The organism is Solibacillus sp. FSL K6-1781, assembly GCF_038630735.1.
GTDB classification, from domain to species: Bacteria; Bacillota; Bacilli; order Bacillales_A; family Planococcaceae; genus Solibacillus; species Solibacillus silvestris.
In genome coordinates, this window is sequence record NZ_CP152038.1 from 321,550 (window position 1) to 342,096 (window position 20,547).

Below are 20,547 nucleotides of genomic sequence, written 5' to 3' on the forward strand. Positions count from 1 at the left end.
TAAAATAAGAGGAGGTTTTAATATGTTTAACACATTAAAAAAACGTATTAAAAACGAAAAAGGTTTATCTTTAGTTGAGCTTTTAGCAGTAATCGTAATCTTGGCAATTGTAGCGGCAATTGCAATTCCGGCTATCGGGAATATTATTAATAATCAAAGAGATAAAGCTATTCTAAGTGACATTTCAGGATTAGTATCGGCTTCAAAAATTGCATATGCTGATGGAGCTTGTGTAGATGATGTTTGTACATACTCTGCTACTGTTGCAAATAATGAAGTTGATTTTAAAAGTACAAAATTTGCTGAAGGTACAGTTACATTTACTGATGGAAACACAGCAGATCCAGCTATTACAGTTACACTTCCTGCTACTACAACTTTTAAGGGTAAAAATAAGACAGCTTTTGATGCTTTAATTACTGGAGGATTTACAGAGTCAGAACTTAATACTGAAATGGCTAAGTAATCATCCCCCAAAGAACACCCAACCCAACAGCATTTGGGTGTTCCATTGAGTGATGATTGCGTCATCAAAATAGGCGCTTCTCAAAATATGCATTATATTAAAGGTTAAAGGGGAGGGTCCCTCTATGTTCAATATGAAAAGAAAATCGCATGTATCCATCGTCATCAGTGACTATGTAGTGCGTGCACTCGTATTAAAAGGTGCAACAGTGGATCAGCCCGTTATATACGAAACGCCCTTACCAAAAACCGCGGTTCAGGAAGGGGTTATTCTCGATGAGATGGCAATGTATGATTTGATAAAATCGAATATTCCTCACTGGGGCGGAAGAAAGCAAAATGTTCGCTTCCTTGTACCGGATACTTCGATTTTATTGAAAACATTCGAGCATCCTGCTGATATAAGCGGTAAAAACCTGAAAGAATATGTGCAAATGGAAGTCGGACAGTCGATTCATCTGCCGTTCCAGGAGCCGCTTATTGATGTACATGACCCGATCGAAGGGGACGGGAAGGCTGTTCTTTTTGCCGCACCGCCTGATGAAGTCGGAAAGATGATCGGTCTGCTATTGGACAACCATTTAAATCCGCAAGTGGCCGATATTCGAGCTCTATGTAATTTAAGGTTGCTTGAACATATCGAGTTTATCGATACAAACCGTACATATTTGGTGACAGACTGGTCAATCAATGAATTATCGATTTGCATCTATTCAAACGGTGAAGTAGAGTTTCTGCGATTCCAGACGATTGATACGAATCCGGATAACTGGCAGCAAAATATTATCGAAAATGACGAAGTCGAATTTAACTATACAGCTGATTTAGATGATTTCCGTGCAGCAACTACTGATCAGGTACTGGAAATCGACCGTATGATGAACTTCTTTAAATTCTCGCTCCATAAAGGAGAAAGAGAAGTTGATGAAATCATTGTTATGGGAGATCACCCGTTACTGCAGTCAATTGAAGCACTACTGAATGAAAATCTGCCGACACTGGTAAGCATTGTCGATGATAAGGTAATCAAAGAGCATTTTCCAAACTGCAAAGCAAAGCATGCGACTTTGCTGGGACTTGCTTTAAAGGAGGTTAACGAATGATTCCGGATATTAACCTTCTGCCCAAAATTGAAAAGGGTGCGGCGAGTTTAAAGCTCGCCTTTATTTTAGTTGGGATTTTATCAATATTGACAATAGGCTTGCTGGCAATCACTTATTTCAGTGCACAAAGCGAAATTGCAAGTGCCGTACCGGAACGTGATTCATTATTGCAGACAAGAGACACATTAAACGCCGAATTAGCTTCATCACAAACAGGAAGTCAAGGTTCATTGGAAGAATCGGTCGCTTTTGTTGAGCGTGTTTCATATCCAGTCTCTCCGATTATAATTGAGACAAGAAATTTATTGCCAACGGATACATATTTGCGTTCTTATACATTTTCTGAGACAGGCGTACAAGTAGCGGTAGATTTCGAAACATTGAATGCTATTTCATCATATGTAAGCCAGCTGGAAAAAAGTCCGTATTTTGATGATGTTCAAGTGGGAACAATCCAAAACTTTGAACTTAATCCAACTGATGAAGAAATTTATGATACACAGCAATTCACGGAAGTACCGCGATATAGCGTAGAAATTTTCCTTGTAATTGATCAACTGCACGTAGCGGCTGGAGGTGAAGAGTAATGAATTCCATCTCAAGCAGTAAAAACGGAACACTTCTCATCGTAATAGCATTGGCGATGGCTTTGCTGTTTGCTATGTATTACTATGTTGTAAAACCGAAGCAGGACGAGGAACAGATGATTCGTTCTGAGATTAATAGCCTTCATACAGAAATCGCAGCAATAGAGGAAATAATCGCAACAAATCAGTCAAAGCAATCTCAAACGAATGTAAATGAATTTGCACTACGCAAAAAAGTGCCGGATAACCGGGAAATTGATGAGCTGATTTTATCGATTGAGGAAATGCAGTATGTAACAGATTCACGTATTCAAAGTATAGATTTCAATAACTATGATGCTCTTGTTTCTAGTTCGGGACTAGAAGACCCGCTTTCTACACCGGAAACGGAAGAAGGAGTGGCGACTGAACCAACAGAGAGTGCTACTGATCAAACGGAGGATACGGAGGTTTCAGAAGCATTACCGGTTTCCACAATCGCTGTAGAAACATTACCGCCTTCACTAAAATTAATTACATTTAACATCAATGTGGCTGCGCCAAATGACGTAAACTTGCTGCAGTTCATTGAAGAAATTGAAAAGAAAGAACGCGTGATGCGAATCGATATTATTGATTTTGCGCTTCCGGGTGAAGAAGATAAATTTACCGAAGAAGCATCAGAAATCGTAACAGCTGATATCCAAGTCACAACCTTCTACTACGAATAAGGGATTTAGTAGTCAGAACGACAAAATATTTACAGAAGACCGTTGATTGGAATGGAGGGGAGGCGACTCCTAGGGGAACAGCACGAAGCCTGAGCAAAAGGAACAAAAGCTAAGAACGCCACGTCCTGTGGCAACGCTTTTGTGACCAACTTCGTGTTGGCCTCGTGCCCCTGGAAAGCGTCCGACCCGGAATAGAAATCAACACACTTGATTTATAGCAGGTACAAGTAAGGAGCATCTAAAATGGAGATTATGTATACAATATTTGCGGGGATTTTCGGATTGGTTTTCGGTTCGTTCTACAATGTAGTCGGGTTACGGGTGCCGAAAAAAGAGTCGATTGTGACACCGCCATCTCACTGTGTCCATTGCAATCGACGTTTAAGCGCTAATGAACTCGTGCCTGTTTTTTCGTATCTATTTCTACGAGGGAAATGCCGGACTTGCGGTGTGAAAGTGTCGCCGATTTACGCATTTACGGAACTGGTAACAGGACTCTTATTTGCGTTTGCTACATGGCAGCTCGACATCACATGGGAATTGGCAGTAGCGCTTCTTTTCATTTCACTATTGGTCATCATTAATGTTTCGGATATTGCATACATGCTTATTCCGGACAAAATCTTACTGTTTTTCCTGCCGCTATTAATTGTCGGAAGAATCCTTTCGCCGCTTGATCCATGGTGGGATAGTATAATTGGCGCTGCAATAGGATTTTCAATCTTATTATTAATCGCCATCATTTCTAAAGGCGGAATGGGCGGCGGGGATATTAAGCTGTTTTTACTGATCGGATTAGTTTTGGGAACGTTCAACACATTATTAACATTATTTTTAGCATCGGTAATCGGAATGATCGTCGGCATCATCATATTGAAGGTCCGTGGAAAAGGGCGTAAAACACCTGTACCGTTCGGACCGTCGATTGCTATTGCAGCGATTATTGTTTACTTTTACGGTGACCAGCTTATTGAGATGTATTTAAACTTACTATAACGATAAAAAGGGGTGTCCTGAATTCATTTTCAAGGCATCCCTTTTAATATGACTTAATAATCTAATATGATTTTCTCAAATGGATGATTGGTCAATAGTTCATATGTTGCCACTTCTACCGCTTTTTCCACGGTATCTGCTAAGACTAATATCCGGTAGTTGCCAAAATCATTATAATAGGCATCTGCTTCAACATATTTAGTCGTTTCGCTCTGTATATTTCTGCGAATATTTACAACGATTTCATAACCATCCTTTACGAATTGAATTTTTTTCAATAAAAACAACCTCCTCAACATTAGTTTATTACTGATAAAAGTAATTGACTAAACTTGTTGGAAGGTTGTGTAGGATAGCTAAAAATTATTCGGCGTTTGGATAAATCATCGTTTTTGGATCAACATAACGATCAAATTCATCTTCTGTTAAAAGACCCGACGCAATAGCAGCTTCTTTTAATGTTGTGCCTTCTTTATGCGCTGTTTTCGCGATTTTCGCCGCATTTTCATAACCGATATACGGGTTTAACGCAGTAACAAGCATCAACGAATTTTTCAGGTTAGCGTCCAATACTTCCATATTCGGCTCGATACCGACTGCGCAATTGTCGTTGAATGATTTCATCGAATCGGCAAGTAGTCGTGCTGATTGCAGGAAGTTGTAAATGATCACCGGTTTAAATACGTTCAGTTCGAAATTACCTTGTGATGCTGCGAAAGCGATTGTTGCGTCATTGCCGACAACCTGAGTTACGACCATTGTCATCGCTTCACTTTGTGTCGGGTTGACTTTCCCCGGCATAATAGATGAGCCTGGTTCGTTTTCAGGAATCGTAATCTCACCGATACCTGAGCGTGGACCACTTGCCAGCCAGCGTACATCATTGGCGATTTTCATTAAATCTGCCGCCAATGCCTTTAATGCACCGTGTGCTGTTACGACTTCATCATGACTTGTCAGTGCATGGAATTTATTTTCCGCAGATGTAAATTCAATGCCTGTTAGTTTACTGATTTCTGCAGCTGTGCGGGCACCGAATTCCGGATGGGCATTAATGCCTGTACCAACAGCAGTACCTCCAATTGCAAGCTCCTTCATGAACTGTGTGTTCACCATAATCATTTTTTCGCATTTTAAAAGCATATGATGCCAGCCGCCAATTTCCTGTCCAAGTGTAAGCGGTGTTGCATCTTGTAAATGCGTACGGCCAATTTTAATAATATCGTTGAATGCCAGCGCTTTTTCTTTCAATGTCGCCTGTAACAGCTTTAAGCGCGGCATTAGATAGTTTTCTACGATTTCGACTGCAGCAATATGTAGCGCAGTAGGGAATGTGTCATTCGAGCTTTGTGACTTGTTGACGTCATCATTTGGATGAACTTTTTCATCCGATCCGGCCGCCGCCAATTTTTCATTGGCTAAGTGGGCAATTGTTTCGTTCACATTCATATTTGTTTGTGTACCGCTGCCTGTTTGCCAGACGACAAGAGGGAAGTGCTCATCCCATTTACCTGCAAGAATTTCATCGGCTGCTTCCACAATCACATTTTTTTTCGTATCGGACAGTTTGCCTAACTTATTATTGGCGATTGCCGCTGCTTTTTTCAAAATGGTCATGGCACGAATAATTTCAATCGGCATTCTTTCTGTCCCAATTTGGAAGTTTTCCTTGCTTCGCTGTGTTTGTGCACCCCAAATTTTGTCTGCTGGTACACGAATTTCACCTAAAGTGTCTTTTTCAATACGGAATTCCAACTAAATCATCTCCTTTAATATATGTATACCCAATTTTCCATGAAAAAATGGCAAATCGTGTGAGGGGATTTGCCATTCTTCCAGGAGAAAAGATCAATCCATTTAATCTTTTCGAAATATGAGAAAAGTAATTAATGAGTTTCGAATCTGAACTGGGGGGAACAGTATCGAAAAGGTTTTACCAACCTTACAATGATAATGATAATCTTTATCAATTAGAAAGTCAATAGTTTTATTAAACAAATTTTTAGAAAATTCAATTTGCTGAATCTCCCAATATGTAAAACAACGCCGAAAGCACCGAACCGATAGGATACTTTAGACGTTGTTATTTTCGGTATTCACTTAGGAAGTCATCCCCTTAATTTTGTTAGACTATTTTTACATAAAAATCCCGGCCATTTGTCAGTTCAGGAATTTCTATATTTTTTTCGTTCTTATAATAGTCTGAAATAATATTAGCAAGCCCCGCATAGCCATTTAATAATGTTCCTTGTTTAATTTCTTTCGCGATATTATGGAACTCAAAATAATGAAGTGCATCATCGCTCAGACCATATAAAATTCTTTCGATATCTGCAAGAGGGATGTTGATGCCTCTCGTATATCGGCACTCACGCTTATACGTATGGTGCGGAATATTGATTGGTGTTGTTTCATTAATCATCGTCAATTGGTTCATAATGTGGCCTCCTTTAATAGTAAAATATAATTTGTTTAATATATTATACCCCAAAACGAACAACTGTAGTCAGAATATTTACTAAATTTAGATATTCACATAATTTTTACCAATCATCTCCTTGCTGCATTTCCTCAGCTACCATTTGTAAATCATAAGCATTGATCATCAATAGCTCGTATTCCTCATGCTGCTCCATATACTTTTGGATGAGGCGAAGCACATACTTTGGGGACCCTTCATTTTCTTCATCGTAGACGAGCAATGTCGCATCTGTATTATCGATAATGAATTTGTCCTTTTCGATAAATTGCCATGGTGCTTCATAAGGGCGCTTCGTCACGCTTGTTACAAAATCGGCCTTACTTACTATATGCATAAAGGTCTCTTGTTTATGCTCATTCCAATTTTTTTCCTGTTCCAAGAAGGGGGTGATAATGGAGTATTTGAGTTGAGGGTAGTCGTTCTTCAGTTCCAGTACAACTTGTGCTGCCCATGTTTCAACACCTTGCTGGCCGCTGATCACGACCCACTCCAGTCCGTCTTCTATGAGGATGCGCAACTGGTTTTCCAGCGCCTTTTTAATAACCGGGACACCGGGATGCTTGTCATTGAATATCCCGAGTTCATGTGGACGGTAGCCCGTAATATAAAGTGATTTCATCATAAGTCTCCTTTGCCTAACCATCAATAAAATAAGGGCACTATGCATAACACAGCGCCCTCTTACTATACACTCTATTCACTAAAAACCGCTTTAATCTGCTCGATTGCCCAATCCAGGTCTTCTTTTGAAATGATCAGCGGTGGGGCATATCGGATTACTGTGTCATGTGTTTCTTTGCAAAGCAATTTGCGTTCAGCCAGTTTTTCACAGTAGGGGCGAGCTGATTCGTGAAGCTCAACGCCTATGAAAAGACCGCGCCCGCGCACTTCTTTAATCACTGGGTTCTCAATTGTCTGAAGCTGTGCTTTAAAGTAGTCGCCAAGCTCCAATGAACGCTCTGTCAGCTTTTCATCTAGTAATACATCAATTGCTGCAATCGATACGGCACACGCCAGCGGGTTACCGCCGAAAGTCGAGCCATGTGACCCGGGATTAAATACGCCGAGAATATCATCATTCGCGACAACTGCTGAAATCGGATAAACTCCGCCTCCAAGCGCTTTACCTAAAATGTAGACGTCCGGTGTAACATCTTCCCATTCACAGGCAAACAGTTTTCCTGTTCGTGATAAACCTGTTTGGATTTCATCTGCAATAAACAGAACATTATTTTCTTTACATAGTTCATACGCTGCTTTTAAGAAGCCTTCTGTCGGGATAATTATACCTGCTTCTCCCTGGATCGGCTCCACGATAAATGCCGCTGTATTCGGTGTAATGGCTTCCTTTAATGCGTCAATATCACCGTAAGGAATTAATGTGAAGCCCTCCAGCATTGGGCCAAATCCGCGCTTATACTCCGCTTCCGAGGATAGCGACACAGCACCCATTGTACGGCCATGGAAATTGCCGTTACAGCCGATAATTTGCGCCTTGTTTGCTTCAATGCCTTTTACTTCATATCCCCAGCGACGGGCCGTTTTAATCGCCGTCTCCACAGCTTCAGCGCCAGTATTCATCGGCAGTACCATATTTTTGCCTGTTAGCTTACTGACCTTTTCATACCAAACACCTAATGTCGCACTATGGAATGCACGTGATGTAAGTGTCACCGCATCTGCCTGATCTTTTAACGCCTGAATAATTTTCGGATGGCGATGACCCTGGTTTAAAGCAGAATACGCCGAGAGCATATCTAAATAACGGTTGCCTTCAGGGTCTGTCACCCAGGAACCTTCTGCTTTTTCGATTACGATCGGAAGTGGGTGATAATTATGCGCCCCGAATTTTTCCGTAGTTGAAATAAGTTGTTCTGATTTTGATTTAGTTGTCATGATGAAATCCTCCTTAAGCAAATTTACTTGTAAAACAGATAAATCCATTGCAAAAGACAGAAAAAATTACATATACGATGCAGGTTTCTTCCAAATTAATGTTAACAGAATACCGAAGAAGATGACAACCGTTGCAAAGTAATATGGATAGTTAATATCTATATCGAATAACATCCCGCCTAAAATCGGCCCGAAAATATTCGCCAAGCTTGTAAACATCGAGTTCATCCCGCCGACGAAACCTTGCTCATTGCCGGCAATTTTAGATAAATAGCTCGTAACGGCAGGACGGAATAAGTCAAAGCCGACAAATACGATACATGTTACGAGTAAAATAGCAAAATATGAACTGACAACGGTCATTAAAAATACTAGAACGCCCGATAATATTAAGCTGTAGCGAATAAGCTTAATTTCTCCCCATTTTTGGGCCAGCCTGTCAAACAGCGCAACTTGTGCAATCGCGCCGACAATTGCTCCACCTGTAATAACGATTGCGATATCTGTTGGAGTGAAACTGAATTTATGATCGACAAACAGGCTAAAGAATGATTCGAATGCTGCGAGTCCAAATGATGCGACAAAAATTAAAATAAAGGCGATCAAGTACATTGGTTCTAAAATGCGTTTAAATCCGGATGTTTGTACCGGTGCATTTTCTACATTTACCATATTGCGTTCTGGTTCACGCAGTAAAATAATCGATAAGATTGCTGCCGTTGTACCGAGCGCCCCTGCAAAGTAGAACGGCACACGTGTACCGAAATCAGCTAAAAATCCGCCGATGCCCGGCCCGATAATGAAACCGGTACTAATTGCCGCACTCATGTAGCCAAGCGCTTTTGGACGCGTTTCCATTGTTGTAATATCCGCGATAAACGCTGTTACAGCTGGCATGATAAACGCCGCACTGATTCCGCCTAAAACACGGGAGATAAAAAGAACTTCTATCGTTTTCCCTAAACCGAACAGAAATTCTGAAATACCGAAAATAAATAATCCGATGACGATCATAATTTTACGTCCATATTTATCAACTGCTTTACCAGCGAGTGGTGAAACAATCAGTTGTGCAATTGCGAATGCTGCTGTTAAATAGCCGACAACGGTGCCGCTTATTTGCAGTTCATTCATTAGAGTAGGAAGTACCGGGATGACTAAACCGATTCCTAGAAAGGCGATGAACAGGTTTAATAAGAGTAACCCTAATGTTATTTTATAGTCTTTCATTGTTATTGCTCCTTATTACGTTGTGAAAAATCGTTAATCCGCACTATCTAACATAAACCCTACAGTAACTATAGAGTCAATAGAACTGTTTAAAGTATTTGTAAAAAATTAGTTAGAGCAGCTTAACTTTTAATTCCACGATGAACTGGTCTTCTCCATTTGGAGAATAGTTTAGAGGCATAAAGATTTCATAGACAACCGGCAAAACTTGTAATTGATGTTCTTCTATATAATGATAAAGCTTTTGGTATTGTGTTAAATACGTGTCCGGTTCAAAAATGAACGCAATGCATACATAGCGTCCGGCAGGTATTGTTTTCACATCCATATCGGTTGTTAAATGCGTAATATACCGGTCTGTAATGAGCGGTGTGAAAACATGACTGTAATGCAGTTCATCCAGGCTGTCGTATTGCTGGTAAGGAAAAATACACCCATACCGATTGCTCAGCAAGCTGTTTTCGACTTCCAGTGTTTTAATTAAGGAGCTGTAGTACGTGTTCGGAATATAGTACGGTGTCAGTTCATTTGTTTTAATTGATAAAATACGGACCGATTCTTCATTTTTGAAATAGACCGTATCCATTACATCGATTGCCAGCTGTTCTTCCATTTGCCTTTTTGTTTTATATAAAGACTGCTGAATTTCGTACATGCGATTCATTTGCTGTTCAATGACACTTTCCTGCTGCTTCAAAAAGGAGAGAAGTTCAGCGGGGGTAAACTGCTGCGCTGCTTTAATTTCCTCCAATGAGACACCGATATACTTCAATGATTTAATAATATCCAAATGATAAAATTGTGAGTCTTTGTAGTAGCGGTAATTTGTTTTAGGATCGACATAGGAAGGTTTGAATAAGCCGATCTGATCGTAGTAGCGTAACGTTTGGATAGAGATATTCGTGAGTTTGGAAACCTCACCAATTGAATAATGTTTTTCTTCCATAGGATGTCCTCCGAAGTACAATGTTATCGGTATCGTAACATTAATGGGGGATAGGGGTAAATTATTTTGGAAAACCGAAAAAACACATCTCCATAATTTCATGAGATGTGATTGAGGTTCAATATTTTATATCCGCAGCTAGATGAACAGGGCTTTTCCTGCTGTAGAAATACCCGACGAGTAACAGTACAAGCGCGAGTGTAACGGTACCTCCTGCAAACAGCAGGGGGGCTTTAAACGTGCGGAAATGAGTTTCCAGACGAGATGCAATGACCGGTCCGATAATTTGTCCAATAGCATAGAACGTAGTCAGTATTGATACGACATAGTTGCTTTGCTTTGGAAACAGCTGTCTAGCATAAGCGGTCGACATCGTTACAAGTCCGACAAACGTAAAACCAAATGACATCGCCGACAATAGTACGCTCCATGCTGATTGCGATAGAACAGGAAGCAAAATGCCGATAATTTGCATTGAATAGGCAAGACTCATCATGGAAACTGTTGAAAAACGGGACATGCATTTCATCCAAATCGGTGCAGATGGAATGGCTGCTAACCCGGCTAGTACCCAACTATATCCAGCATAGGCACGTAATGATTCGATATTATAAATAATGTCTACTAAAAAAGTGCCTGTAATAATATAGCCGAGTCCTTCCAATCCATATGCAATGATCAGCCATGGCATAAACCCGCGCCAAATGTTGTTGTCCGCTGACTTTGGTTCCTTTATGTGATTCTTGACATTTAAATGCCGCAATAAAAATATCGTCGTCGCCAAAAATAAGACGGATAATGCGCCAAGTCCAAGCCAGGATCCTTGCCAGTTAAAGCTCGCTTCAAAGAATGGCACGAAAAGTCCTGATAATGCGATTCCAAATCCAACCCCGCTAAACAAGTAGCCGCTCCAGCGTGTTAATAAATTTGCCGCTAAATAATCCATTACAATACTTGATGTAAGTACAAATATAAAACCGCTCGTTAATCCGGCGATAAAGCGCAAAAGTATCCATATTAAATAGGACTCAATCAATCCCATCAAAAGTATTGAAAAGACATTTATGAATACGTTCAATAATAGAAAATTCTTTTTCGACCGATTAACAAACCCTGCCCCTAAAGCTCCTATGAAGTATCCGATATAATTGCTGGAAGCGAGCCAACCGCCTTGTGTAAAAGATAAATTTTCATCAACACGCATGAACGGTAAAATCGGCGTGAAGGCAAAGCGGCTAATCCCCATTGCAACCGCTAAAAATAAAATACCTCCTAAAATGATACTGAAATGTTGACGGTTCATGAACATCCCCCCTTGAAAAACATCCCTTACAGTAATTGTAACATTCTTAAATTCAAGAGTAATAGAGAAAATACCCGCAGAAATAAGAGAAAAAAGAAAAGAGATGAAACGGAAGTTGATACTTCCGTTTCATCTCTATAGAACCCCTTATGAATGAACAGGTTCTCCCTGTTTCCCTTTGTGTTTTGTACTTGCTTCTTCTTTTGCGCGTTGTTTTTTCATTTTGTTGACATTCGAGCGCATTAATAAAGAAATTCCTAATGAAATTGCAATTAAGAAACTGAATAAGTAAAACAATGGTACATAGCTATTTGCAGCTTCATAAACAGTTGATGCGATTAGTGGACCGAAAATCCCACCAAGTGACCAAGTTGTTAATAAATATCCGTGGATAACACCAAGTTGTTTCGTACCGAATAAATCACTTGCAAATGCTGGTAAATTCGAGAAACCACCGCCATAACAACTAACTACTAAGAATATGAACAATTGTAATAGAATGGCGTTTGTAGTGAATGGTAGTGTAATAAAGGCAATTAATTGAATCGTGAAGAAAATAACGAATACGTTAGAACGTCCGATATAATCTGATCCAGCTGCCCAAAGTAAGCGGCCACCACCATTAAATAAGCCCATTAATCCAACCATTGCTGCAGCTGCAGCTACAGATAAACCTGCAATTTCCTGCGCCATTGGAGAAGCAACAGAAATCAACATTAAACCAGATGTAACATTAATTAAATGCATTGCCCAAAGCATCCAGAACTGCTTTGTACGAACAGCTTCACGAGCCGACATTTGTGCAATTTCAGTTGTTTTTGCTTTTCCTGATGCAACAGCTTCTTCTACTTCGCCCGGTTTAGGCGGAGCGATATAAAGTGCACCGATCATCATTAATACAAAATAGCTAATTCCTAAAATAAAGTAAGTGTTTGAAATACCGAAAGACTCCATTAAATTTACAGCTACCGGCGCGGTAATTAATGCACCAGATCCGAATCCTAATACTGCCATACCTGTCGCCAGACCGCGACGATTCGGGAACCATTTAACAAGTGTAGATACTGGAGCGATATAACCAATACCCATCCCTAGACCACTTAACAGTCCGTAAGTCAACCAATATAAAACAACCGAATCCATAGCGATTGCAATCCCTGCGCCACCTTGACCTAAACCGAATAGTACCGCTGCAACCATCGCTGCTCTTTTCGGACCTAATTTTTCTACTGTACTACCAAATAGTGCGGCAGCAAAACCTGCTAACCCCATCATAATTGTAAACGCGATTGTAATTTGCGATGCATCCCACCCAAGCTCTTCAGCAATTGGATTTTTATACACGCTATATGCATAAGCTCCACCGATTGAAAGGTGAATAGCGATTGCTGATGCAGCAATTAACCAACGATTCTTTTTCAAAAAATTTCCCCCTCACACGAAAATAAATATCGGTTATACGACATTTCTCTACTTGAAGTAGTTATGTCTAAAGTATGAACGTCCATGTACATTAACTTAACATTAACTTATTATGTTGTGCAAGTAGAATTTCACAAAATATATTATCTCGAAAAAACATATATTTCTCTTTTGGGTAATAAATTTGTACTTAAGGCAATTATTTTTTGATGGTAAAAATGCGCTTTAACGTTGATAAATCAAGGTTTTGCCGGTGGTGAAGTATTAGTTTAATATAGCAATATGTTAAGGGTAGGATAATATTGTAAACTGCAATAAATTCTTTTTAAATAACTAAAAATACTTAGTTGTGCAAATAATTTCTCTTAAACGTTGGAAATGGATTAACGGAAAATACTTTTGAACTCATAATATAACAGTTACTAATACACATAAAAGAACTCATAAATAGCTTTATGCACTGATAAATCAACGTTTTCGCTAAATTTTTTAATCTAAATAGCCCTGTTTTTATACTTTCCTTATAGAATGGCGAAACTGTTTATAACAGTTAGTTGAATAGGAAATTTTTGAAGTTTCGCTGAAGAATTTTGATTGAAAAAGAAAAATATCTAGGATGAGGTAGAGGGATTTTGTTTCAATAACCTTGAAAAAGCCTATTAAAACAGCCTTTAAATCACACAAAATATGGAACGAATTAAATATGTATAAAAGTATTTGTCCTAAATTAAAATGCAGAAAAACTATTTGACGTGTTGCAATCAGTTCTCTAAAGTCAAATTAGTGATAAGAAAAGAGGCGAGTTTTTATGAAGAAAATTGATCCAAAACAAATATCAGAACGTGAAAATTATAAATTTCTGATAGGTTCCATCATTCCAAGACCAATTGCCTTTGTTACATCGATATCTGAAGATGGGGTTGTGAACGCGGCGCCATTTAGTTTTTTCAATATCGTTTCTTCAAATCCTCCGATGATTTCGGTAAGTATCCAACGGAAAAAAGGGAAGCCAAAAGATACAGCAAGAAATATTCGTGCAAAAGAGCAATTTGTTGTCCATATTGTTGATACTGAAAATGTAGAACAAGTAAATAAAACAGCTGCAAACTTGCCACCGGATGAAAGTGAGATAGCAGTTGCAGGTCTGTCATTAGTAAAGAGTGAAAAAATCGATGTTCCGGGTGTAAAGGAAGCGAAAGTCCGACTGGAATGTGTCCTTGAAAAAGCGCTGGAACTTGGCGGCGATGATGAAAATGCAGGTTGTGACCTGATCGTCGGAAAAGTCGTTTACTATCATATAGAAGAAAGTCTGTACGAGGATGGTCGAGTTGATCCAAAAGGTCTTGGTGCAATTAGCCGTCTTGCGGGAAATGACTATGCAAAAATCGGAGAGCAATTTACAATCGAGCGCCCGCTTTAAATAAAGTGAAACTTCGATCAGTGGGATTCTTCATCCCCACTGATTGGAAGGAATACAAGCTAAAACCGTCACGTCCTGTGACAACGCTTGTGTGACCAACATCATGTTGGCCCGAACCAATCGGGCTTTTACGGGTAGTTGATCTCCCGTCAAGATGTGGGAGTCTTGCCTCTGCCGCTACGCTAAGCTTTCGAGGCAGATAAATTACTATCCGTTAATGCGGGATAAAGGAGAAAAATCAAATGATGCAAATTAAAACAATTGAATTATTTAATATCGAATTACCATTAATTGAACCATTTATTGTGAGCTACGGGACATATCCGAACATGCCGTCTATTATTGTAAAGATAACATCACAATGTGGTTTAGTCGGATGGGGCGAAGCAGTGCCGGACGAACATGTGACGGGTGAAACACTGGAAGGTACTTACGCTGTATTGAAACATACATTAGCATCGGCGATGATTGGGGAAAACCCGATGAACTTTGAAAAAATCCATGCCAAAATGGATGCGCTCATTTACAGTGCACCCGCTGCGAAAGCGGCAATTGATATCGCTTGCTTTGATTTGGCAGGAAAAAAACTTGGTGTACCTGCCTATCAATTGACTGGCGGGCGTTATTATGAAAAGTTCCCGATTACACATGTATTAAGCATCGGAACACCTGAAAAGATGGCAAATGAAGCGGCAGAACGTGTAGAAATGGGATACAACTCATTCAAAATGAAAGTCGGACGCGATGTAGCGAGTGATGTTGCCCGCATAAAAGCAGTGCGTGAACGTGTTGGAAAGGAAATTGCGATTCGTGTTGATGTCAACCAAGGCTGGGTAAACAGTTCAACAACGATGCAAGCAGTTCGTGAACTGGAACAATTGAATATCGACTGGCTGGAACAACCGGTACGTGCGGATGATATTGATGGCATGGTTGAAATTAAATCTAAAACATCAATTCCTGTCATGATTGATGAAGGTTTACGCGGTGTGCGTGAAATGCGCGAAATTATTGCAAAGCGTGCAGCGGACAAGGTAAATATTAAATTGATGAAATGCGGTGGAATGTATCCTGCAATGAAGCTAGCACATATGGCGGAAATGGCAGGGATTGAATGCCAAATCGGTTCAATGGTCGAGTCTTCGGTCGGTTCGGCGGCAGGTTTCCATGTTGCCTTTTCAAATAAAGTATTTACGAGTGTGGAATTAACTGGACCGTTAAAATTCTCAAAAGATATCGGAAACCTTCAATATAATGTCCCGTATATTCAGTTGAATGAACGTGCAGGTTTAGGTGTCGATGTTGACGAAGCGGTTTTAGCGGAATTAACACGTGACCATTGTGTGGTGCAGTAAATGATTGCGACAGGATTTTTAGCGAATGAACGATATGTCGTGCATGTATTGAACGAAACACATATTCCGGAGTTAACCGTTTTGCAGCAGGAAGTGGTCGACGCGCTCCCGAACAAAGCAATATTGCAGCCACTCGATAATGAAGAATTGAGCTTTATTTTAAGTGGGAACGGATTTATGATCGGGGTGTTCGTTGAAGGGAAATTAATCGCTTTTCGAGCACTGCTGGAGCCAATGATTGATGAAGAACATTTAGGCTATGATATTGGTTTGAAAACTGAGAAGGAACTGCGAAAAGTGCTTTATCAGGAAATCTCCAATGTTCATCCGGATTATCGGGGGCATGGCCTGCAGCGGACAATGGCTGAAATCATTATGCAGCAAGTGGATGAATCGAAGTTTCATACCGTTTGTGCAACGGTTATGCCGGGCAATATTGCGAGCTTAAAGGATAAGTTTTCGCAACATATGCATATTGCAGCATTGAAACTGAAGTATGGCGGGAAATTGCGCTATGTATTTATGAAGTCACTTCCTTATAAAGAGCATAAGTGGGCTGAAGAGCAATTTGTCCCAATGGATAATACGGAAGCACAGCAGCAACTTCTGAAATCAGGCTTTATCGGTATATCGATGAGAGCGGATGGGCCGGACTGGCTTATTCAATATGTAAAATAATAAAGGATGTGGCGATAATCAGTTATTCGCCACATCCTTTATCGATTTAATCCCGTCCATGTCGTTTGAATACTCCTTTAAATATCATTATCGTCAAAGCAGTCTAAATCATAGCAATCACTGTTATCTTCGTATAGGTAAGATACGTCATTTTCGTCGGATGCAATGTAAGTATAGTTTGGCATGTGTATCAGCTCCTTTTCATAATTATAAAATATTCAGAAAATTAAGTAAAGTGCTTTTTTAAGGCGCATGACCTTAGAAAAATATCTGTAAATACTGATAAATCTATATTTACAGGCATTGGTTTCGCTTTCATTTCTCTAAAATGACTATTTATTAACATGGTTTTCATACAGTTTTTCATACATAAATAGCCGAGTGGTTTACTCGTATATCTCATAGCGGTAACATTATTTGAAACTTTCTTTACTGATGAGTAGTACATATTAAAAGAGAGGAAGTTATTTTGATGGAGAAAAAACCGTTCAATGATGCCGATGAGCATTATCAAAAGCATGTGGGTACCCCTAGTTCTTATAATATGAAGCAAATGCCTAAACCTATTCGAATAATTGGCTATTTTTTCTTCGGCTTTATGGCAATCGCAGCTACTTTAATAATTGTATTAATTCTTTTGGACAAAATTCTCTAGTTTGGCATAGAGGATTTTTTCTTTTCTTAAATAGTGATAATATTCAACATGAATTATTAATATACTATATATTAGTCGTGTTTTATATAAATCCTGTATTTTAAAGAATAATTTTCTGCTTTATGATAATATATTTGTAAATTAATTCTAAATGGGGTGGAAAGCATGGAGCAACATATTTTTGTTTCGAAACTGATACCTCCAACACCAGTCAATAACTATTTAAGAAGAGCAAAATTAATGAAAAAGCTTTCGGATTGGCCGCATGCAAAGTGTACCATTTTACATAGTAGCGCAGGTTACGGGAAAACATCGCTTATGAGTCAATTTTTAAATGATCAAAAAACAAAATCCTCCTGGTATCAGATTACGCCGGATGATGACTCAATATTTCCATTTTTGCGTCATTTTATCTATAGTATTCAACAGCATTTTCCGTCGTTCGGCGATAAATTAAAAGGATGGGATGAGACGTTAAAGTTTCACAATATGGAAGAATTACTGCAGCTTTCAAAACAAATTGCAAATGGGCTGCACGATATAAAAGAGCCTTTCTTAATTGTGTTGGACGACTATCACCATGTGTCACATGTATTTCCGATCAACTACATTATGAATCAGCTGCTTCAATTTTTGCCTGCCAACCTTCATATCATTGTCGCCACGAGAAAAATGCCTGAGTGGAGCTGTTTGTTGACGCTTCGCATGAATAATCAGCTGATAGAATGTTTAGAACCGGAATTTACTTTTGCAGAAGAAGATGTTCAATATTTATTTGAAGCATTTTTTGACCGGCAACTAACGGATGAACAAAGCGAATTTATTATGCAAATGACGGAAGGCTGGGCAATGGCGATCATGCTGCTTGGCTATAAAGCGAAATATAGTCAGGAACAGCTCATCGATATAGCAGAAGGATCTGTCGGGAATTTTTTTGCATATCTTTCCGCGGAAGTATTCGATAAGCTGGATGAGCAACTGCAGCTTCAGCTTCTAAAGCTGGGCATCCATCAAGTGATTTCCCTTGAAGTCATTACGGAACTATATGGAGTGGAATGGATCCAGCAAGTAAAGCCGAAGTTGGATGAGCTTGCGTTCATCACGCCATTGGCAGGAGGAACAAAATACCGGTTCCATGCCCTGTTCCAACAGTTTCTACAGCAGCGGCTGAGCGAATACTATCCGGATCTGCATGAGGAATCTCATGAACAGGCAGCCCGGTATTATGCCAATCAAAATTTGGGTGTATTAGCTGTCACACATGCAACCCAGCTGAAAAATAACCGGTACTATATCGAGTTACTTTTGCAATTTTCACCGCAGTTTATTGAGGCAGGGCAATTTGAATTTTTACTGGAACGGCTCAAAGACTTTGCGATGGAAGAGAAACCGTATCAGCTTTTGTATTTTGAAGGGGAATGCCAGCGTTACCGTGCACAATATGAACGGGCAAAAAATGCGTACAATGAATGCTTTATAAAAGCGCAGCTGCAGCAGGACCGGTTGTTTTTAATGCGCTCACAGTTTGGGCTTGCCAATATTTATTTGGATACCCTTCAGCCTGTTTTTGCGGAACATCATCTGCAGCAGGCAATTAGTTTATTGTACGAAGTAGATGTGAGTAATACAGAACGTCATCTTATTAATAGTTTATATACCGAAAATCTGATTAATTTAGGGAAAGCGGGGGAGGCACTGCGCTGGAGCCAATCGCAAAATCTGGAATTAAGCATTAATAATATTGATGCGCGTCTTTATTTGCGCCACGGGCAGCTGGAAAAAGCGAAAGAGCTGCTGAATGCGCGTGTGTCAAAACCGTTTCAATGGGAAGAAGCGCACCGCACGACCGATTTACTGCTCGTCTTGATCGATGTGTTAATGGGTGAGAATACGCAGGCATATAGCCGAATTATTGAGGGTGGAAAAGAAGCGCTCGTTGATATGCCGTATACACTTGCCCTGACAAAGCTGCGTAAAGGGCTGGCGCTACTTAACATGGAGATGAAAGATTTTGAACGTGCGAAAGGCTGTTTTGATGAGACGCTTGATCTCCTCAATCTTATTCACGTAAAGCGTATTACTGCCGAGTGTTATATGGGACTAATTTTATATCACCGCGATAATGTGTATGAGGCGAAGCGCCATGCACAAATTGGACTGAGGGAAACGAATAAAGTTCAGGATTTCTGGATGTCAGCGCTACTGTTGACGGCGTTGACAAAAGTTCTGGCAGAAAACAGCCATTTTGAAGAAGCGGTCGATACTGCAAAACAGGCATTATCCTATTATGAGCGCAGTGAGGATACGTACGGTCAGATGATATGTTTCTTTTGGCTGGCGTATTGTTTTGCTAATTTAAATAATCAGCAAGATGCGTTAACATATTATCGTCGTTTTTGGGATTTATGTGTGAATGATTATCCGTTTTTTATGGAGAAGAAAACCCTATTCGGACCGCGTTATTTAATTGTATTTGTTCAACTCGCGAAACAGCTGCAGCAGGAGATGCTCGTATTTAACCAGCTAAATATAAATGCCGCACCAAGTACGGAGCTATCATTGACGTTATTTGGTCCTGTACAAGTCTATCGTGAGCATGAAATGATTCAAGATAAAGAATGGAAGCGTTTGAAAGCGAAGGAACTATTTTTCTATTTATATATTCATCGTGAGCAGTTTGTATCACGCCAGCAAATTTGCGACGCGATCTGGCAGCAGGATGAAGAAGCGATGCAACGGGATTTTAAAGTTGTTTTTAACGCAATGTTAAAAACGTTGGAGCCGAAAAGATCGGCGCGTGAGGAAAGCAATTTTATTAAACGCCATCAGCATTTATATAAATTGGAAGACCGCTGGATTCATAGTGATGTTGCTTATTTTACGTATTATGTCCAGCGCGGATTTGAAGAAAAGACAGCAAAGCTTTCAAATGAATGGCTGAAGCTGGCGATGCGTCTTGTAGATGGACCATTTTGTTCTGACATGGAACGGGATTGGCTGGAACCTTTTCAGGCGCATTACAATGAAAAAATCTTGCTCATTTTGGAACGCGTCGCACAAAATTACGTTCGCCTGCAGCAGTTTGAAAAGGTGATCCGGTGGGCAGACCGAATTATTGCTCTTGATGACGGTCATGAAGAAGGCTACCGGCTGTTGATGCTTGCCCATTACTATTTAGGGAACCGCCGGGAAGCGATCAAACATTATGAGCGCTGTGTAGATGTGCTGGACGACCAATATAAAATTACCCCGATGGAACCGATCGAGCGACTGTATGAGCTTGTATTGAAAATGTGAAT

General features: G+C 39.9%; 19 protein-coding genes. 10 read left to right on the forward strand and 9 right to left on the reverse strand.

Annotated elements, in window-relative coordinates:
• Positions 1-22 precede the first annotated feature (22 nt).
• From MHH37_RS01570 to MHH37_RS01590, 5 genes are all read left to right on the forward strand, one after another.
• Positions 23-466 carry a prepilin-type N-terminal cleavage/methylation domain-containing protein gene (locus tag MHH37_RS01570; protein ID WP_342574717.1) on the forward strand — a complete coding sequence of 148 codons (444 nt, stop codon included), beginning with the start codon at positions 23-25 and terminating at the stop codon, positions 464-466.
• A 124-nt stretch (positions 467-590) separates the two neighbouring features.
• A complete protein-coding gene (gene pilM, locus MHH37_RS01575; RefSeq protein ID WP_342574718.1) occupies positions 591-1,568 on the forward strand; it encodes a pilus assembly protein PilM in 978 nt (325 codons plus the stop codon).
• The gene (locus MHH37_RS01580; protein WP_342574719.1) at positions 1,565-2,155 is read left to right on the forward strand and encodes a PilN domain-containing protein; all 591 of its coding nucleotides are present in this window, start codon (positions 1,565-1,567) and stop codon (positions 2,153-2,155) included. Before pilM ends, MHH37_RS01580 begins: the two co-directional genes overlap by 4 nt.
• Complete coding sequence (locus MHH37_RS01585; protein ID WP_342574720.1) at positions 2,155-2,865, forward strand: potassium transporter; 711 nt, start codon at positions 2,155-2,157, stop codon at positions 2,863-2,865. Before MHH37_RS01580 ends, MHH37_RS01585 begins: the two co-directional genes overlap by 1 nt.
• A 243-nt stretch (positions 2,866-3,108) precedes the next feature.
• Positions 3,109-3,861: a prepilin peptidase gene (locus MHH37_RS01590; protein ID WP_342574721.1), complete on the forward strand. Its 753-nt coding sequence runs from the start codon at positions 3,109-3,111 to the stop codon at positions 3,859-3,861.
• A gap of 53 nt (positions 3,862-3,914) precedes the next feature.
• On the opposite strand, the gene MHH37_RS01595 is transcribed toward MHH37_RS01590, so the two are convergent.
• The 9 genes from MHH37_RS01595 to MHH37_RS01635 form a co-directional block, all read right to left on the reverse strand.
• The gene (locus tag MHH37_RS01595; protein WP_008406175.1) at positions 3,915-4,139 is read right to left on the reverse strand and encodes a hypothetical protein; all 225 of its coding nucleotides are present in this window, start codon (positions 4,137-4,139) and stop codon (positions 3,915-3,917) included.
• Between the two features lie 85 nt (positions 4,140-4,224).
• The gene (fumC, locus tag MHH37_RS01600; RefSeq protein ID WP_008406176.1) at positions 4,225-5,616 is read right to left on the reverse strand and encodes a class II fumarate hydratase; all 1,392 of its coding nucleotides are present in this window, start codon (positions 5,614-5,616) and stop codon (positions 4,225-4,227) included.
• A gap of 370 nt (positions 5,617-5,986) precedes the next feature.
• A complete protein-coding gene (locus MHH37_RS01605) occupies positions 5,987-6,298 on the reverse strand; it encodes a hypothetical protein (protein WP_008406178.1) in 312 nt (103 codons plus the stop codon).
• 106 nt (positions 6,299-6,404) lie between these two features.
• Positions 6,405-6,965, reverse strand: a complete 561-nt coding sequence (locus MHH37_RS01610; protein ID WP_039966958.1) for a DUF1273 domain-containing protein — start codon at positions 6,963-6,965, stop codon at positions 6,405-6,407.
• Between the two features lie 71 nt (positions 6,966-7,036).
• On the reverse strand, positions 7,037-8,239 hold the full coding sequence (locus MHH37_RS01615) for an ornithine--oxo-acid transaminase (RefSeq protein ID WP_342574723.1): 1,203 nt from the start codon (positions 8,237-8,239) through the stop codon (positions 7,037-7,039).
• A gap of 66 nt (positions 8,240-8,305) precedes the next feature.
• Positions 8,306-9,469, reverse strand: coding sequence for an MFS transporter (locus MHH37_RS01620; RefSeq protein ID WP_014824922.1), 1,164 nt, complete (start codon positions 9,467-9,469; stop codon positions 8,306-8,308).
• A 112-nt stretch (positions 9,470-9,581) separates the two neighbouring features.
• Entirely contained in the window at positions 9,582-10,415 is an 834-nt protein-coding gene (locus tag MHH37_RS01625) for a MerR family transcriptional regulator (RefSeq protein ID WP_008406183.1), read from the reverse strand.
• Between the two features lie 118 nt (positions 10,416-10,533).
• Positions 10,534-11,718: a YbfB/YjiJ family MFS transporter gene (locus MHH37_RS01630; protein ID WP_342574726.1), complete on the reverse strand. Its 1,185-nt coding sequence runs from the start codon at positions 11,716-11,718 to the stop codon at positions 10,534-10,536.
• A gap of 147 nt (positions 11,719-11,865) precedes the next feature.
• Positions 11,866-13,140, reverse strand: coding sequence for an OFA family MFS transporter (locus MHH37_RS01635; RefSeq protein WP_008406185.1), 1,275 nt, complete (start codon positions 13,138-13,140; stop codon positions 11,866-11,868).
• Positions 13,141-13,948: 808 nt separating this feature from the next.
• Here MHH37_RS01635 and MHH37_RS01640 point away from each other — a divergent pair.
• From MHH37_RS01640 to MHH37_RS01660, 5 genes are all read left to right on the forward strand, one after another.
• A complete protein-coding gene (locus tag MHH37_RS01640; protein ID WP_342574727.1) occupies positions 13,949-14,560 on the forward strand; it encodes a flavin reductase family protein in 612 nt (203 codons plus the stop codon).
• Positions 14,561-14,805: 245 nt separating this feature from the next.
• Positions 14,806-15,915 (forward strand): dipeptide epimerase, encoded by a 1,110-nt coding sequence (locus MHH37_RS01645; RefSeq protein WP_342576197.1) that lies wholly within the window; start codon positions 14,806-14,808, stop codon positions 15,913-15,915.
• Positions 15,916-16,593: a GNAT family N-acetyltransferase gene (locus MHH37_RS01650; protein WP_342574728.1), complete on the forward strand. Its 678-nt coding sequence runs from the start codon at positions 15,916-15,918 to the stop codon at positions 16,591-16,593.
• A 472-nt stretch (positions 16,594-17,065) separates the two neighbouring features.
• Complete coding sequence (locus MHH37_RS01655; protein ID WP_014824918.1) at positions 17,066-17,248, forward strand: hypothetical protein; 183 nt, start codon at positions 17,066-17,068, stop codon at positions 17,246-17,248.
• Between the two features lie 165 nt (positions 17,249-17,413).
• Complete coding sequence (locus MHH37_RS01660) at positions 17,414-20,545, forward strand: BTAD domain-containing putative transcriptional regulator (protein ID WP_342574729.1); 3,132 nt, start codon at positions 17,414-17,416, stop codon at positions 20,543-20,545.
• Positions 20,546-20,547: the final 2 nt, after the last annotated feature.